This is a genomic window from Pseudodesulfovibrio thermohalotolerans (assembly GCF_021353295.2).
Classification (GTDB): Bacteria; Desulfobacterota; Desulfovibrionia; order Desulfovibrionales; family Desulfovibrionaceae; genus Pseudodesulfovibrio; species Pseudodesulfovibrio thermohalotolerans.
Window position 1 is genome coordinate 255,217 of sequence record NZ_CP120635.1, and the last position, 16,311, is coordinate 271,527.

General features: G+C 60.1%; 18 protein-coding genes and 1 tRNA gene. 6 read left to right on the forward strand and 13 right to left on the reverse strand.

The window, feature by feature from the left end:
• Positions 1 to 41: 41 nt before the first annotated feature.
• Complete coding sequence (gene hpsH, locus LF599_RS01205; RefSeq protein WP_279521983.1) at positions 42 to 965, forward strand: (2S)-3-sulfopropanediol dehydratase activating enzyme; 924 nt, start codon at positions 42 to 44, stop codon at positions 963 to 965.
• Positions 966 to 1,065: 100 nt separating this feature from the next.
• Here hpsH and LF599_RS01210 read toward each other — a convergent pair whose 3' ends face one another.
• A complete protein-coding gene (locus tag LF599_RS01210; protein ID WP_319023426.1) occupies positions 1,066 to 2,475 on the reverse strand; it encodes a sigma-54 interaction domain-containing protein in 1,410 nt (469 codons plus the stop codon).
• Between the two features lie 498 nt (positions 2,476 to 2,973).
• A complete protein-coding gene (locus tag LF599_RS01215; RefSeq protein ID WP_279521985.1) occupies positions 2,974 to 3,660 on the reverse strand; it encodes a response regulator transcription factor in 687 nt (228 codons plus the stop codon).
• 264 nt (positions 3,661 to 3,924) lie between these two features.
• On the opposite strand from LF599_RS01215, the gene LF599_RS01220 reads away from it, so the two are divergent.
• Together LF599_RS01220 and LF599_RS01225 are read left to right on the forward strand one after the other, a co-directional pair.
• Positions 3,925 to 4,140 carry a hypothetical protein gene (locus LF599_RS01220; protein ID WP_269940864.1) on the forward strand — a complete coding sequence of 72 codons (216 nt, stop codon included), beginning with the start codon at positions 3,925 to 3,927 and terminating at the stop codon, positions 4,138 to 4,140.
• A gap of 157 nt (positions 4,141 to 4,297) precedes the next feature.
• Complete coding sequence (locus LF599_RS01225; protein WP_279521986.1) at positions 4,298 to 5,482, forward strand: GGDEF domain-containing protein; 1,185 nt, start codon at positions 4,298 to 4,300, stop codon at positions 5,480 to 5,482.
• Between the two features lie 20 nt (positions 5,483 to 5,502).
• On the opposite strand, the gene LF599_RS01230 is transcribed toward LF599_RS01225, so the two are convergent.
• On the reverse strand, positions 5,503 to 6,666 hold the full coding sequence (locus tag LF599_RS01230) for a DegT/DnrJ/EryC1/StrS family aminotransferase (protein ID WP_279521987.1): 1,164 nt from the start codon (positions 6,664 to 6,666) through the stop codon (positions 5,503 to 5,505).
• A gap of 241 nt (positions 6,667 to 6,907) precedes the next feature.
• Between LF599_RS01230 and LF599_RS01235 the strand changes: the two genes are divergently transcribed.
• From LF599_RS01235 to hisG, 3 genes are all read left to right on the forward strand, one after another.
• Positions 6,908 to 7,945: a PrsW family glutamic-type intramembrane protease gene (locus LF599_RS01235; protein ID WP_279521988.1), complete on the forward strand. Its 1,038-nt coding sequence runs from the start codon at positions 6,908 to 6,910 to the stop codon at positions 7,943 to 7,945.
• Between the two features lie 133 nt (positions 7,946 to 8,078).
• On the forward strand, positions 8,079 to 8,429 hold the full coding sequence (gene hisI, locus LF599_RS01240) for a phosphoribosyl-AMP cyclohydrolase (protein WP_269941110.1): 351 nt from the start codon (positions 8,079 to 8,081) through the stop codon (positions 8,427 to 8,429).
• Positions 8,429 to 9,307 carry an ATP phosphoribosyltransferase gene (gene hisG, locus LF599_RS01245; protein WP_279521989.1) on the forward strand — a complete coding sequence of 293 codons (879 nt, stop codon included), beginning with the start codon at positions 8,429 to 8,431 and terminating at the stop codon, positions 9,305 to 9,307. The genes hisI and hisG overlap by 1 nt, the downstream gene beginning before the upstream one ends.
• Before the next feature lie 159 nt (positions 9,308 to 9,466).
• Here hisG and LF599_RS01250 read toward each other — a convergent pair whose 3' ends face one another.
• The 10 genes from LF599_RS01250 to LF599_RS01295 form a co-directional block, all read right to left on the reverse strand.
• Complete coding sequence (locus LF599_RS01250; protein WP_269940868.1) at positions 9,467 to 10,195, reverse strand: TerC family protein; 729 nt, start codon at positions 10,193 to 10,195, stop codon at positions 9,467 to 9,469.
• A 58-nt stretch (positions 10,196 to 10,253) separates the two neighbouring features.
• On the reverse strand, positions 10,254 to 10,910 hold the full coding sequence (locus LF599_RS01255; protein ID WP_279521990.1) for a class I SAM-dependent methyltransferase: 657 nt from the start codon (positions 10,908 to 10,910) through the stop codon (positions 10,254 to 10,256).
• A 160-nt stretch (positions 10,911 to 11,070) separates the two neighbouring features.
• Complete coding sequence (locus tag LF599_RS01260) at positions 11,071 to 11,412, reverse strand: DsrE family protein (protein ID WP_269940869.1); 342 nt, start codon at positions 11,410 to 11,412, stop codon at positions 11,071 to 11,073.
• A 201-nt stretch (positions 11,413 to 11,613) separates the two neighbouring features.
• Positions 11,614 to 12,057, reverse strand: a complete 444-nt coding sequence (locus tag LF599_RS01265; protein WP_279521991.1) for a hypothetical protein — start codon at positions 12,055 to 12,057, stop codon at positions 11,614 to 11,616.
• 142 nt (positions 12,058 to 12,199) lie between these two features.
• Positions 12,200 to 12,276 (reverse strand) — tRNA-Arg (locus tag LF599_RS01270).
• 116 nt (positions 12,277 to 12,392) lie between these two features.
• Complete coding sequence (locus LF599_RS01275; RefSeq protein ID WP_279521992.1) at positions 12,393 to 13,160, reverse strand: ABC transporter ATP-binding protein; 768 nt, start codon at positions 13,158 to 13,160, stop codon at positions 12,393 to 12,395.
• Positions 13,157 to 13,927 carry an ABC transporter permease gene (locus LF599_RS01280; RefSeq protein ID WP_279521993.1) on the reverse strand — a complete coding sequence of 257 codons (771 nt, stop codon included), beginning with the start codon at positions 13,925 to 13,927 and terminating at the stop codon, positions 13,157 to 13,159. The genes LF599_RS01275 and LF599_RS01280 overlap by 4 nt, the downstream gene beginning before the upstream one ends.
• A gap of 1 nt (position 13,928) precedes the next feature.
• Complete coding sequence (locus tag LF599_RS01285) at positions 13,929 to 14,885, reverse strand: ABC transporter substrate-binding protein (protein ID WP_269940872.1); 957 nt, start codon at positions 14,883 to 14,885, stop codon at positions 13,929 to 13,931.
• Positions 14,886 to 15,135: 250 nt separating this feature from the next.
• The gene (locus LF599_RS01290; protein WP_279521994.1) at positions 15,136 to 15,561 is read right to left on the reverse strand and encodes a pyrimidine dimer DNA glycosylase/endonuclease V; all 426 of its coding nucleotides are present in this window, start codon (positions 15,559 to 15,561) and stop codon (positions 15,136 to 15,138) included.
• 7 nt (positions 15,562 to 15,568) lie between these two features.
• Positions 15,569 to 16,117: a hypothetical protein gene (locus LF599_RS01295; RefSeq protein ID WP_279521995.1), complete on the reverse strand. Its 549-nt coding sequence runs from the start codon at positions 16,115 to 16,117 to the stop codon at positions 15,569 to 15,571.
• Between the last annotated feature and the right edge of the window lie 194 nt (positions 16,118 to 16,311).

Sequence of the window (16,311 nt, forward strand, 5' to 3'; positions counted from 1 at the left end):
CACGACTCTTTCAATTCACAACTTTTCCAAAGGACCCCGCAATGAGCGCCAATGAAGGTATCGTTTTCAACATCCAGAATTTTTCCGTCCACGACGGCACCGGCATTCGTACCATTGTTTTTTTGAAAGGATGTCCACTTCGTTGCGCCTGGTGCAGCAACCCTGAATCGCAGATGAGGAAGCCCCAGCTGGGCTTCAACCCGATGAAGTGCCTGACCACCGATAAGTGTACGCGTTGCATAGATAATTGTCCCCAGGGAGCCATTTCCCCCGCGGAAGGCGGCCTTATCGCCATGGATCCGGAAAAATGCGTCCGGTGCCACACCTGCGCCGAACATTGCGCGGCAAATGCGCTGAATGTTTATGGTAAGACGATGACCGTCAAGGAGGTCATCCGCGAGGTGGAAAAGGAAGCGGCCTTCTACGCCAGATCCGGCGGCGGGATGACGCTGAGCGGCGGCGAAGCCATGTCTCAGCCCAAGTTTGCCGTGGCCCTGCTCAAGGAGGCCAAGAGGCATCGTATCAAGACGGCCATGGAGACATGCAGCTATGCGCACTATGACGATCTGAAGGCCGCCTGCGAGTATCTTGACGAAGTGATCATGGACATCAAGGCCATTGATGACGGGAAGCACAAGCAGGGCACCGGGGTCAGCAACCAGCGCATCTTGGAAAACATCAAATGCGTAGTGGCTGAGTTCCCCAATAAACCCATCTTGATACGCACGCCGGTCATTCCCGGATTCAACGATACCGAGGAAGAGATTCGCGGCATTGTTGACTTTATCCCTGTGCAGTCCAACATCAGATACGAACTGTTGCCCTATCACCGCATGGGGCAGCCCAAGTACTCCTACCTGGGCATGGAGTATCCTTATGAGGGCAAGGCGCTCGATAAGGGCGTGATGGAAAGGTTGCGTGTTCTGGAACGGGAAGCCAACGAACGATTTAAAAATGCACAATAACTACCCCCTGCGGTAGCAGAGGAAAGCCTCCTCCCCTAAACAGATGTGCCCTCGGTTCGATCAGACCCGGGGGCACACTGCTTTGAGTGGTTCGTCAAATCTATTCGGCTTCGTATTTCTTGAGCTTGCGGAAGACCGTGGTTCGGTCGAGTTTCAGCTCCTCGGCCAGCTTGGCAATATTGCCAACGCGTTTCATACCATTCAGAATTATGGCTTTTTCCACTTCGCCCAGGATTTCCTTCATGGATTTTCCGGAAACCTCCATGCCCGTGAGCCCGTCCTTGGCTCCCACACAAATCTTCGTGGAGGGGGAAAAGGGGAGATCCGCCACGTCGATCACGTTTTTCTTGGAGGTGACCACGCAACCGAGCACCAGATTTTCCAGCTCCCGGACGTTACCGGGCCAGGAATGCTTGAGCAGGGCATTTTCGGCTTCCTGGGAAAAGGTGATTTCACGCCGATACTTCTGGCAGAAGAATTTCAGAAAGGTTTTGACGAACGGCAGAATATCCACCTTGCGCTTCCTGAGCGGCGGAATGTCGATGACGGCAACCTTGAGCCGGTAATATAGGTCACTGCGGAATCGGCCCGCTTCGACTTCCTTTTCCAAATTTTTGTTGGTGGCGGCAACAATGCGGACCTTCACCTTTTGGGGAACCGTCGCCCCCACTCGCACAATCTCGCGGTCCTGCAACAAGCGCAGCAACCGGGTTTGCATGAGCAATGGCAACTCGCCTATTTCGTCGAGAAAAAGGGTTCCACCGGAAGCGGCCTCGATAAGGCCTATCTTCCCTCCTTTGTTGCCACCGGAAAATGTGCCGGGCGCATAGCCGAACAGTTCGGTTTCAATAAGATTTTTCGGCATGCTGCCGCAGTCGGCCTTGATGAAGGCCTTGTCCGCGTGGGGGCTGAGCTTGTGCAGCCGCCTGGCAAAGACATCCTTGCCGACTCCGGTTTCCCCCAAAAGCAGCACCGTCGCATCGGTTTCCGCAATAATGCTCAGTTGGCCGAAGAGCTGCTTCATGGTCTTGCTTTGGACCATGATCGGCATGTGATCCGCCGTCATGTCGATGCCTTGCATCTTTTGAAAGGCCTTGAGCAGTTCCTGCTGAGACGACAACTGCTCTCGCAGTTCCGAGAGCTTGGTGACGTCGCGAAGATAGGTGATTACAAGGGCGACATTGCCGTCCTCGTCAAAAACGGGATGGCCTTCCAGGACGAGTTTCTGTCCGCTGGCCAGTTCCTGGACCTGGGTTTCCGGCTGTTTGCTGCGGAGAATGCCTGGATTAAGGACAACGTCGAACAGGCCGCGTCGCACAAGGTCATGTACCGATTTGCCGATGAGTTCTTGCCTCGGGATGCCGGTCAACTCCTCATGGCGTTTATTGGCATATAGGATGATCCCGTCAGGATCACTAATGGAAACAGCCTCATCAAACGTTTCGATAATTTGTGACCAATATTTTTTTACAGTCATAAAAGCCCTTATTTTAAGGGGGGAATGTGTCATTTATTGATGTAAATGGTAAACCTGAAAAATCTAAGTTAAGCCTCTCACAAACAGTAGTCTAGGGTAAAAAATGATGCCTCTGTGAGGCTGTTTGGCAAATTCCTTGCTGTCCAGCACACCCTGTGCAGGGTGCTTCCGGTTTTTTACCGGCGCATGGTTCTTTGCCCCACAGGTAAACAACACAACCGGATTTGGAGCGGCCCTGGCGGCCATGTTCTTTAAAGCAAATTTTGTGCCTTTTGAGATCGCAATTTCGGCATCCAAGACATCCAAACCGTCACCGAATATATGGACTGCCCAGTGCTTGTTGGACTACTCCGGCAAGGTGTCGATGACGGGAAAGCTAGACGAGATTCTTTTGGACCTCTGAGCAAAACATGATCCCGGCAAGAAATGGGTGTCCCTCTCGTTTTTCCCTGTCGCCGACGGCACAACAAGGCCCCCGCAAGGGTTGCTTGCGGGGGCCTTGTTCTTGGCAATGAAAGGTCGCGATTCGGGCTATGCCTTGAAGCGGTAGCCCACGCCGCGGATGGTTTCGATCCAGGAGGCGTAGGGGCCGAGTTTCTGGCGCAGGCGTCGAACGTGGGTGTCGACGGTGCGGGAGTAGCCCTCGAAATGGGTGTCCCAGACGGTGTCCAGGAGGTTGTCGCGGGTCTGGACTTTGCCCGCGCCCGAGACGAGAACGGTCAGAAGCTTGAATTCGGTGGCGGTGAGGGCTGTTTCCTCGCCGTCGATGGTGATTTGGTGCGCTTCGAAGTCGATGCGCAGGCCTTCGCGTTCCCAGAGTTTGGGGGCGTTGGGCTCGGGCGCGCCGTAGCGGCGCAGGATGGCCTTGATGCGCAGGACGAGTTCGCGCGGAGAGAAGGGTTTGACCACGTAGTCGTCGGCGCCGAGCTCCAGGCCGACGATCTTGTCGACTTCTTCGCCCTTAGCCGTGAGCATGATGACGGGAATGCGGGCCGTGGCAGGATCGCCTTTGAGCTGGCGACAGACCTCAAGGCCGTCGGTGCCGGGCATCATCAGGTCCAGCAGGATGATGTCGGGCTTGAAGGCGTGGGCCAGGTTGAGGCCGAGTTGACCGTCTTCTGCGGCGGCCACGTCGAACCCGGCGGCGGTGAGGTTGTATTTCAGCAGTTCACGCGTGTCTCTGTGGTCTTCGACCACCAGGATTTTCTGGGCTGACACTGTAGGCTCCTTTCGGTGTGATTGGGACTGCTATACCCCATGTCTGTAACATTCAGTGTTACATGTGGGCAACAATTTCGCAACTTGGCGGTCCTGTGGGGACCCGTTCGGAATGCGTGGGAGTGGGACTGGACGTAACGGATGGGGTTGGGCAACCTGTTGAATTAATATGGCGACAATCTTGTTTCAAGGCATAAAGCGACGGGACCGCATGGCCGATAAGTAGGCAACGGAAGGAACCCTTCAGCCACCACCGGAGCGACGATGTATTACCACGGATTCGATAAGAAATTTCCCTCTGGGAGCAAATACTGGACCTTGTATGATGACCAGCTCATCGGGATGTTGTTCTTCAAGATCGTGAACAAGACCGTCAGCGTCGAAGCAGGGGATGCGGGTCCTGAAGGCATGGTGGACGAAATGGTGCAGAATCTGTTCGACCTCTGTTTCTACATCAACAAGGACTTCCACGACTGTTAGACGCTCCCGGACTGGAAATATCGTCGCAACGGCCCGGTCATCCGGGCCTTTTTTGTGGGGAAGCGTGTGGTTATTGACTCGTCGATGGGATTAGTGAAGTATAGGCATCATTGGGATAGCCTTATCTATAGTCAGCCGGGAGGCTCCTTAAATGCATATGCAATCCAAATTGACCGTGAGCTACGTAGTCGTCGGCCTTGTAGGCTGTCTGGCGGCAATTCTCGTCGCCCGGCAGCTTATTCGGAGCGATTTTACGGAGTATGTCTCGGCCCGCGAGTTCGCATTGTTCAAATCGGACCTCGCCGATTATGCCGCCCGGCACGGCGGACTGGACAAGGCCATGCTCGCCGAACCGTTCGGCGTTTTTTTATCTCCGGTCGATGGGGCGTCCAAGCTGTGGCAGGGCGGACCGTTTCGTTTTCTTGTGATGGATGAACGCGGCACTGTTTTGCATCCGGCCGGTCCCTTCAAGGTCGGGCAGACCGTGTCCGGCGAAGTGCTGGAACGCGCCGAGCCCGTGACTGTGGGCGGGCGCGTGGCGGCGTTGGTCGCGCAAACTGGCGCGGAGCGGCTGACCGAGGCTGACGCGGCTTTCATGGGCATGACGGACGCGTCCATGGGCGTGGGAATGGCGGTGGCGGCGGCGTTTGTCGGGCTGTTCGGTCTGGGCCTGGCATGGCGGCAATCCGCTGCGGCCCGCGATCTGGTCGCGGCCGTCCGCCTGGGGCGCGAGCAGGGCGGAGAGCCCCATCGCGTCGAGGCGATGTCGGACGACGAACTGGGAGAGCTGGCCGACGCCTACAACGCCGTGAACGAGGAGTTGGCCCGTTGCCGGGGCGAACTCGACGAACTGGCCGTGACCGATCCGCAGACGAATTTGTACAACCGCCGCCATTTCGACGAGCAGGCGCGGCAGTTTTTCGAGAGCGCGAAGCGGTACGATCAGCCCCTGTCCGTCATGATGGGCAGCCTGGACAGGTTCCGGGCCCTGAACGAAACCTTCACCAGAGAGGTGGGCGACCTGGTCCTGGAGAAGGTCGCGGAGCTGTTTTCCCGGCATACCCGCAAGAGCGACGTGGTCGCGCGATACGGTGACGAGGATTTCGTGGTTCTGTTCACCAATACCGCCCGGGAACGGGCGGCCGTGGCCTGCGAAAACATACGGCAGGCCGTGGAGCGGTATCCGTGGGACGAAATCCATCCCGAGCTGACGGTGACCGTCTCCATGGGCCTCGCGGGCAACGGGGAACTGAGCAGCGCGGCGTCCATGGTCGCCAGGGCGGAGCAATATCTGGCCGCGGCCAAGGCGGGCGGGCGCAACAGGCTGGCCGGGGACGAGTAGCGGGCCGGAGCCGGGGGCTTTTACGCCCCCAGGCAGATATTCACGGCTTTTATAACGTCGGCCACGTCGTCGTCGGTAAGTTTCGCGGACAGCGGCAGGCTGATGGTCTCGCGGCCCAGGGCGACGGCGTGCGGGGTGTCTTCCAGCTTCCAGCCGTACCGCTCCTGGTAGTAGGGATGCTCGGGGATGGCCAGGTAGTGGACGCCTGCCCCGATGTTCTCCTTGGTCAGCCGCACCAGGAACTGGTCGCGGTCGATGCCGCAGGCCACGGGGTCGAGCATAATGGTGTACAGATGCCGCGCGTGGCGGGTGTCCGGCTCCTCGGGGGCGGGGATGCCCACGGGCAGGGCGCGGAACGCCTCCTGATACATGTCCCAGATTTCGCAGCGCCGCTTGAAGTTTTCTTCCACCCGGTTGAGCTGATGGATGCCGATGGCGGCCTGGATGTCCATCATGTTGTACTTGAACCCGGCGTGGACCACCTCGTAATGCTTGTATCCCTCGTCAGAGAACCGTTTCCACGCGTCGGCGGACATGCCGTGGAGACCGAGCACCTTGACGGTGCGGATGTCCTCCTCGTCGCGGGCGATAACCATGCCGCCCTCGCCGGTGCAGACGTTCTTGGTCACGTAGAAGGAGAAGCAACCGAAGTTGCCGAACGTGCCGGCGTGGCGGCCCTTGTAGGTGGTCTCGATGGCGTGGGCGCAGTCCTCCACCACCTTGAGGCCGTGCTGGTCGGCGATGGCCATGATGGAATCCATGTCGCAGGGCCGTCCCGCGAAGTGCACGGGCAGGATGGCCCGGGTGCGCGGGGTGATCTTCTCTCGGATGCTGACCGGGTCGATGTTCTGGGTGACCGGGTCCACATCGGCCAGCACGGGCGTGCACCCGGCGTGGATGATTGCGTTGACCGAGGCGCAGAAGGTAAGCGGCGTGGTGATGACCTCGTCGCCGGGCTTGAGGCCGAGGGCAACCAGGGAGAGGTGCAGGGCGGCGGTGCAGGAGTTGCAAGCCGCGGCGTAGGGGGCGTCCACGTATTGCGAGAAGTCCTTCTCGAACCGGGCCACCTTGGGGCCGGTGCCGATCCAGCCCGACTTCATGGAGGCCACTACCTCGTCGATCTCGTCCTGCTCTATGCGGGGTGCGCCGAAAACCAGAAAATTATCTTTGGAACGAACGGGCATGTCCGTGTTCTCCTTGTATGGGTTACGTGTGGCGAGGTGTAGCAGATAATGATTCGGCGGTAAATGTCGACAGCGTCGCGGGCGGCAGGGACGCGCCCGGCAAAGGGAGGGGATGGGCCCCGCGCGAACCGTCTGTGGGAGGCCTTATCCTCAGCCTGTCCGACGCGTCAAACGGCATTGACCGCACGGTGCGCGGTCGGCTATCCAATATGGGTCGCAAACAAACCTGACGAGGCCCTCCGTGGAAATCCTGCTCTTCCTCATGGCCGTGGTGCCGTCCGCCGTGCTCCTGTGGCTGTTCCTGTCGAACGACAGGTATCCCGAACCGGCCGGGGCGTTGATCTCGACCTTTCTTCTCGGGGTTCTCATCGTCCTCGGCATCTACCTGCTTTATCCGTTTCTCTCCCTGATAGCCTCGGCCCTGCCTTCGGACAATCCCTACCTCATGGGCGCGGGGCAGGCGTTTCTCATGGCCGCCCTGCCCGAGGAGTGCTTCAAGCTCATCGCGCTCAGGCGGTACTGCGTCAATCATCCGGCTTTTGACGAGCCCATGGACGGTATCGTCTACGGGGTGACCGTGTCGCTTGGCTTCGCCACGGCCGAAAACCTTCTCTACGTCCTGGACGGCGGCTTGAACGTGGCCGTTGGGCGCGCGTTTCTGGCCGTGCCGTGCCACGCGCTGGTGGGAGCGGTGATGGGCTACCACGTGGGCTTGGCCGCATTCTCGCGCGGTGAGCGCGCGGGGCGGTATCTCAAGGCCCTGGGGCTGGCCGTCCTGTTCCATGGCTTGTACGATTTCGTCCCGCTGACCTTCCGGGCCGCCGATTCCATGAACGTGGCCGTTCCGGGAACCGTGACCGTGGGGTTGAATGTGTTTTTCGGCGTGGTCATGTTCGTGCTGATCCGCTACGTGGCGGTGCTGACCCGCTCCATGCGGACCATGCAGCGTGAGGACGCGCCTCCGAGCTTCGGTTTCAGCCGGGTTTTGCCCAACAGGCAGCGCACCCTGGACCCCGCCCTCAAGCGCAGCCGCTTCCGGCGTTGGCTCAAGGCGTGTCGCGACGAGACCGGCCCCATGGACCTGCTGTTCGCCGCATTGTGTCTGGTGGGCGTGTTCTGCGCCCTGGCGGGAGCGGCCCATTTGGGCAATCCGGGCGACCCCATGTCCAGCATATCTCTCGCCGTGGCCGTGATTTTTTTCGTTTACGGCCTCGGGTTCGCGGCTCGCGGCATGGGCAAGCTGACGGCCGGACTGCTCCGGAACCGGGACGGCAAATGACAATCGGGTGACGTCCGGGCGCGCCGGTTGCGCTTTGGCACGGTATTGGCTATATAGCCCCCGGCCCAATCCCGGGCCCAGAAACACCATCTGATACGAGGTACCGCAAGTGATCAGACCAGATTTCGAAAAGATGAATGGGCTTGTGCCCGCCATCGCTCAGGACGCCGAAACCGGCGAGGTCCTGATGATGGCCTACATGAACGAAGAGTCATGGGACAAAACACTGGAAACCGGCGAGGCCCATTACTGGAGCCGCAGCCGACAGGAGCTGTGGCATAAGGGCGGTACCTCGGGCCATACGCAGAAGGTGAAGTCCATCCGCATTGACTGCGACGACGACACCTTGGTACTTCTCATCGAACAGATCGGCGGCGCGGCCTGCCACAAGGGCTACCGCTCCTGCTTCTACCGCGAACTCAAGGACGGCGAGGAGAGCTTGTGCTCGCCCCTCGTCTTCGACCCCAAAGAGGTTTATAAATAATGAGTGAACAGTTCCTTCGACTCGGCGTACCCAAAGGCTCCCTTCAGGATGCGACCCTCAAGCTCTTCGAAAAGGCGGGCTGGAAGATCAAGTTGCACGAGCGCAACTACTTCCCCGACATCGACGACAACCGCATTAAATGTTCTCTGGCGCGTGCCCAGGAAATGTCCATGTACGTCGAAAACGGCACGTTTGACGTCGGCCTGACCGGCATGGACTGGATTCGCGAGAACAAGTCCGACGTGGTGGTGGTCGACGACCTCATCTACTCCAAGGTCTCCAACCGCAAGGCCCGCTGGGTCCTGTGCGTGCGCGGCGACTCCCCGTACAAGCGGCCCGAGGATCTTGAAGGCAAGAAGATATCCACCGAGCTCATGGGCTTCACCAAGGAGTATTTCGAGTCCATCGGCGTGAACGTGGACGTTTCCTTCTCCTGGGGCACCACCGAGGCCAAGGTGGTCGAAGGGTTGTGCGACGGCATCGTCGAGATCACCGAGACCGGCACGACCATCAAGGCCAACGGGCTGCGGATCATCGCCGAGCTGATGCAGACCAATACCCAGATCATCGCCAACAAGGATGCCTGGGCCAACCCGGAAAAGCGGCAGCTTATCGAGGAGATCAACATGCTCCTCCAGGGCGCGCTGCGCGCGGGCAAGATGGTCGGGCTCAAGATGAACCTGCCCAAGGACAAGCTGTCCGAACTCAACGGCACCCTGCCCTCCCTGAACTCGCCCACCGTGGCCGAGTTGCAGGACCCCAACTGGCTGTCCGTCGAGGTCATGGTCGAGGAGAAGATCGTTCGCGAGCTTATCCCGAAACTGGTCAGCTTCGGTGCCGAGGGCATCATTGAATATCCGCTGAACAAGGTTATCTAGCCGTTCGGCGCGGCAACGCGAAATCAAGACGCGGTCCATTGCGGGCCGCGTCTTTTTTTGCGCTCGAACAACGAGGCGGGAAGCGTCCGCCGGATGCGAAGTCACCCGACACCACGCCAAAGGCGGCTTCCTTCTTTTTTCTGTCTTTCCCCGCGCCGGCTAAGACCCGGAGGCCGCCCTCCGCCGCTTGCGGACCTTCAGGTTCAGGAATTCAACGAACAGTGAAAACGCCATGGCGAAGTAGATGTAGCCCCGGTCGATGTGCTTGTGCATCCCCTCGGCCATAAGGAAGATGCCCACCAGGAGCAGGAAGGAGAAGGCGAGCATTTGCACTGTGGGGTGGGCGGAGACGAAGTCCGAGACAGGCCCGGCGAAGATGAGCATGACGCCCACGGCGATGACGATGGCCGCGATCATGACGGTCAGGTGCTGGGCCATGCCCACGGCGGTGATGACGGAATCGAGGGAGAAGACCACGTCCAGGAGCACGATCTGGACGATGGCCCCTGCGTAGGAGTGCACGGCCTTGGCCACGCCTTTGCCCGGGGGCGGCCCTTCGAGCTTGTCGTGAATCTCGTGGGTGGCCTTGGCCAGCAGGAACAGGCCGCCCGTGAGCAGCACCAGATCGCGGCCCGAGACCACGTGGCCGAGGACGGAAAAGATCGGCGCGGTCAATCCCATGATGGCCGAGATGGCCAGCAGGAGCACGATACGGGTCAGCATGGCCAGCCCTATGCCGAGCCTTCTGGCCGTGTCCCGCGATGCCTCGGGCAGCTTGTTGGTGACCACCACAACAAAGACGATGTTGTCGATGCCGAGCACGATCTCCAGCCCGGAAAGGGTAATCAGCGCGATAAGGTTTTCCAGTGTCCAGAGTCCTTCGAACATGACGCTCCCTCGGGTCGTGGGTTGTTATCCGCAACTATGAAGAAAGCCAATGGCGAAATCAATGCGCTCGGGCCGGGACCGCCGCGTAAAGTCCGACCCAGCCGCCCATGAAGGTCCGCTCGCAACCGGCGGAAAGCCCCGCGTTCTTGAGGAGCGGGACCGCGCCGCCGCCGTCCATGTACCGGTGGAACAGGTCGTGATGGGAACGCCCGGCCAGCCGTTCGACAATGCGGATGGCCGCGCCCGTGAGCAGGGACCGGCCAGGCGCGGGCGGCAGATAGTCGGCCACGAGGATGAAGCCGCCCGGACGGACCGCGCGGCGCGCCTCGGCCAGGATGGCGCGGGCGGTGGGGAGGGGCTTCTCGTGCAGAGCGAAGCTTACGGTCGCGCAGGCGAATGCGTTGTCCGGCAGGGGCAGGGCCGAGGCGTCGGCCAGGATGTAGCGCGCGCCGGGCCGTTTCCTCCGCGCCACGGCCAGCATGTGCGGCGAGATGTCCACGCCGGTCACGGCCAGTCCCATCCGAAGGGCCTGCGCCGCCAGCAATCCCGTGCCGCAGCACAGGTCCAGGACCGGGCCGCCGCATGGGGCCAGCCGCTCGGCCATGGCCCGATGGATCGGGAGCAGGGCCGGGCCCACGATAGGGTCGTACAGGGCGGCGATGGAACCGTATTCATCCATGCCGCGCACGATAGCATCCCCTGCGCGTCGCGTCATCAGTTCCGGCGACCCGCGCGGTCCGAACCGGCAGCGCCGTCATGAAGGAGGGGAGAGAATGTTCCCGAAAAAGCGGAAAACCCCCGGAATATTCTTCGCGGGGGTTTTGTCCGGGATCGCATGGCGGGACCGTAGCGGACCGCCTGGCAGCGCGGTGCCGTTACGGCTTGATGTACTTGAAGCCCTTGTCTTGCAATTCCACGATTTCCACGATTCCGGCAGGGACCACAACGCACTCGGAACAGAGCTGTTCCGGATCGATCTTGAAGCTGTTCAGGGCGTTGTTGCAGACCTTGATTTCCGCGCCAAGCTCGTGGACCTCACGGATTTGCCCGGCGTATTCGCCGTCCTTGAGCAGGAGCTGCACGCCCGGGCCGTTGACGACCAGCGACACCGCAGGCTTGTCCCCGGTGAAATGCGCCATGTAGTTCTTGATGTTGTTGAAGGATATCTTCAACGCCTTCGGGTCATGGTCGAAATGAAAAACAACATCGTAACTCATACGGACTCCTTGGCTATATTGGGTGGAGGAATTGGATTCTATACGGAAAAAAGATGATCGTCTCAATCCGCTCCGGGACCTGCCCCGGAGGAAAATGAGTCTGTACCCGCTTTGCCGGGTCTGTCCAGTGGTTAGGCCGCGGCGGGGGCGGATTTCTGGAGAAGAAGTCCTGTGAGGGCTTTCTCCCTTTTCAGGCGCGTGTCAGCTCCCATCTGTGAGCAAGGTTTCCGGCACCTTGGCGGGGCAGATTTGGCTGGCTGCCTCAAAGGCGGCTGCTTTTGTCTTTTTGCTTATGACAGCCTGCTTTCCCTGGAAGTTGTCCGAGGCCGGGGCGTCGCTTCGGATGGGTTTTCCATTAGCCGATATCTGCACATGCCTGATGATGAAACGGCATCCATCAACCATGAACGGCGTCTCCTCGGTAGATGCATAGACCTTGGCCATTCGTTCCTGCGCCTCTTTCGTAAGGTAGACGATGACGGCATAGCTATACCCCTCTTTGGAGGGGCAGTGCCAAGCCTCCCCGCGCAAACGCCATATTTCGATTTTGGTTACGTCGGAGCAGGAGAGCGGCAGGATGGACTGAGCCCAGGCGTTGAGGGGCAGCAGCAAAATGATGCTTAAAAGGATGGCTGAACGTTTCAATTTAACCTCGGCAGGAGTTTTCCTGACAAATCGAAAGGTCCTAAAAAGTATTTCTTGAAGCTTCTTCAGTCTGTTTGCACACAGATAATATATAGCAAAATCAAAGCGGTTACGACAGAATGCCGTAACCGCTTAAAATGTTTGGTGCGCCAGGTAGGATTCGAACCCACGGCCGTCGGCTTAGAAGGCCGATGCTCTATCCACCTGAGCTACTGGCGCGCGTGGGACATTCCATAATCAAGGGGGGCGGCTGAGGTCAAGGATATTCGTTGGGAGGTGCCCGCCTGTGATCCCGGCCCGGAGCCGTTTTTGGCGGCTACAGCCGGGGAGGCGGGTTAGCCGGCGGCGATCTCCTCCCAGAGAAGCTCCATGATCTGCGACTTGACCCGCGAGAATTCCGGGGTCAGCGAGGCCTTGTGGTCGCGGGGGCGCGGAATGTTCACAGGGACGCGCGCCTTGAGACGGCCCGGCCGCCTGGACATGATGTAGACGTTGTCGGCCAGCAGGATGGCTTCGTCGATGTCGTGGGTGATGAACAGGATGGTGCTGGACTCTTTGCGCCAGACGTCAAGGAGTAGCTCCTGAAGCAGCAGCCGGGTCTGGGCGTCCAGGGCTCCGAACGGTTCGTCCATGAGCAGCATGGCCGGTTTGTTGGCCAATACGCGGGCGATGGCCACGCGCTGCTTCATGCCGCCCGAGAGTTCCTTGGGCAGGGAGTTCTCGAACCCGGACAGGCCGACCATTTCGATATAGCGTCTGGCGGTCTGGGCGCGTTCGGCCGTGGGCACTCCCTTGAGGCGCAGGCCGAACTCCACGTTCTTTTGCACGGTCAGCCAGGGGAAAAGCGTGTAGGACTGGAAGACCATGCCCCGATCCGCGCCCGGCTCGGTGATGGGGCTGCCTTCGAGTGCGGCTTCGCCCGACGAGGCGTGTTCCAGTCCGGCCACGATGTTCAGCAGCGTGGACTTGCCGCAGCCGCTCGGTCCGACGATGACCGCCAGCTCGCCCCGGTCCACGGTCAGGTTGATGTCTTCAAGCGCGGTCACGACCCCCTTGTTGGAGTCGAAGACCTTGCCCAGGTTGGTTATGGAGAGCATGGTCATTGCTTGTCGCTCCAGGGGGTTATGATGCGGCCGAGCAGTTTGAACAGGTAGTCGGTCAGCAGGCCGAGCACGCCGATGATGATGAGTCCGGCGAATATCCGGTCAATGGCCAGGAAGCGTTGGGCGCGCAGGATCATGTAGCCCAGGCCCGAGTTGGCGGCTACCAGTTCGGCCACCACCAGATAGGTCCAGGCCCAGCCAACGGTGATGCGCAGGTCGTCCATGATGCCCGGCAGCGCGCCGGGGAACAGGACCAGCCGGTACGTCTGCATCCGGTTCGCGCCGAGGGTGGCCGCTGCCCGGCTCAGGTCGGCGGGCACGGAGGCTACGCTGTCCGCGACCATCAGGACCAGTTGGAAAAAGGTGCCCAAAAAGATGATGGCGAATTTTTGGGCGTCGCCGATGCCGAAATAGAGCAGGGTGAGCGGCACCAGGGCGACCACCGGCAGGTATCGGGCGAATTCCATGACCGGGGCGATCATGTGCGAGGCCCGGCGCGACGTGCCGATAAACAGCCCCAGGGGAACTGCGGTCACGGCCGCCAGGGACCAGCCGACCATGACCCGATACACGCTGTCCCAGGTGTAGGAGAAGAGAATCCCTTCGTCGAACATTTCCCCAAAGGAAAGGAAGACCTTGTGGGGCGGCGGAAGAAACAGCGGCTTGACCGAACCCGTGTAGGCCAGGCCGGCCCAGATGCAGAAGACGGCGGACAGGGACGCGGCCGCCAGCCACGCCCCTTTTCGCACCGGATTTTTTTGTCTCATGTTAATCGGCGTTGACGTAGTCGGCGCTGATGAGCTTGTCCACGCTCACGTCCTTGGTGATGATTCCCTTGGACTTCCAGAAGGAGATGGCGCGTTCGGCGACTTCGTAGATGCTGTTGGCCTTGGTCTTGTCGAAGAAGGCCTTGTTGTCGTCCTTGCCGATGAAGGTCACGCCCGCGGCCATGTCGGCCATTTCCTGGATTTTGAGGCCCATGGCCTTGGCCATGATTTCGTTGCCCTTTTCCGGGTTCTGGGCGTACCAGGCGATGGCTTCGTTCCAGCACTTGGTCATCTTGGCCGGGACCTCGGGGTGCTCGGCGACGTAGTCGGCGTTGAGCACGAAGACGTCCACGATGGTCTTGGGCATGTCCTTGGAGGAGACGAGCACGTGGCCGCCTTCGCGCTGGCCAGCGTTGGCCAGCCAGGGCTCCCAGGTCACGGCGGCGTCGATGCGTCCCGCCACGAAAGCCGCGCCAGCGTCAGAAGCGCCCATTTCCATGATGGTGATGTCCTTTTCGTCCACGCCGTACTTGGCGAGGATGGACAGGAAGAAGAAATAGGAAGTGGAGGACTTGTCCATGCCCACGGTCTTGCCCTTGAGGTCGGCCACGGTCTTGATCTCGCCGGAGGCGATCACGCCGTCTCCGCCCGAGGACTCGTCCATGCCGAAGACCACTATTTCGGGAGTGCCCTTGGCGTAGTGGATGACCTCGCGGTCGAGCACGTTGCCCAAACCGTCGATGTTGCCGGAGGCGAGCGCCGCGGCGTACTGGGCCTCATCTTCGATGATGACCATGTCCACATCCAGGCCTTCCCTGTCGAAGCACCCGAGCTCCTTGGCTATGTAGAGCGGGCCGTAGCCGACCCAGGTGGCGTGGGCCACTTTGACGGGTGTGCCGGCAAAGGCGGTGGAAGCACAGAGAACGAGTGCGCAGGCCAACAGGACAATGCGTTTCATAGTATCCCCCTCCAGGGCGTTCGGGTCGAGAAATTCTCACGACAGGGCGTCGCCGGAAATCCTCTATGCACGTATCGGCCCGGATTTCCGGCAAGCCGCATTTTGTCACGTGATAGTTCACTTCCGTTTCACGTGCAACAATTTCGATCATTAGCCGTCGATATGGGCTATGTGAAAAGCGCGAAAATCACGAATTTCGCATTTTCGACGGAATTGTCATGGCCGCGACGGCCTGAACGGTGTTGGGGGGCTAGCGGATCTCCCAGTCCCGCACGTCTCCGGCTTCGAGGACGAAGAGGGGGTGGGGTGCCGGGCTCTGGTCGCGCAGTTCCTCGAAGCGGTCCGGGGCGCGCCGCTGGAGCTTTTCGAGCAGGTGCCGCCATTCGTAGTCGAGCTGTCCGGTGGTTTCCGCAATGGGGATCGCGCGGGCGCGTTCATCTATTTTGGAGGCGTCAAAGTTGTAGCCCCGTTCGCGAGCCTCGCCGAGGATGCCCGCGAGATAGGCGTCGATGGCGGCCAACGGGTCGGGGTGGGCGCGGAAACGGATGAGCTGAGGGTGTCTCGTGTACCCCTTGGTCCCGCCGCGAAGGACCTTGCGGGCGAGGAGTCCCTCGCGCCAGACGGCGGTCAGCCCCTTGGTGTCGAGGAAGCGGGGATGGAGGGTCCACAGCCGCAAGGAGGCGCTACCTCGTCTCGGCCAGGTAGCCCAGCTCGCGGGAAAAGTCGTTGGTGTCGACCGAACGGTCGTGGAGCAGGTGGCCCAGGCGCATCATGTCCCCGGCCGGGAAATCCTTCTGCCACCGGGCATAATAGCCGGTGAAGCCGTACATCCAGAGCATTTCCGAGGCCTGGGTGAAGACCTGCGCGGCAAGCTCGTTCCAGGTGGTCGAAGTCTCGATCTTCCAGACCGGGTATTCCTCGCCGCCCACTTCGCGCTTGCCTTTGAAATCAACCGCGATGTCGAGCACGCCGTTTGGCCTGGGGGTGATGATCCAGTAGTAGAGCCATCCCTCGCCGCCCCATTCGAATTCGGTGTGTCGATAGTCCACTTCCATATCGGTGGGCGCATCCAGGCCGTGGACGTCACACAGGCAGCGGAAGAGGTCCTTGATGGGCTCGGAGAAATTGGAGTTGACGCTCAGGTCGAAATGGGAATCGCCCGAAACCAGGCGGGCTTCCAGCCATCCGGCCCGCGCTTCGGTCAGGAAGATTTGAAATTGATCGTCAGACATTCCGCCCTCCATATCTCGTTACGACGGCATATTACATGACTCGCCCCGGTTAGGCAAAGGGTGCGTGTCCGGAAGGTTGTCGTGTGCCGGAACCTTGTCAAAAAAAGGTTTACAGGGTGCGCTATTTCCGATACGTACATGGCTCTTCTTATAATGGGAGAATGACTGTTTTATAACTTGTTTGAATTGCAGGT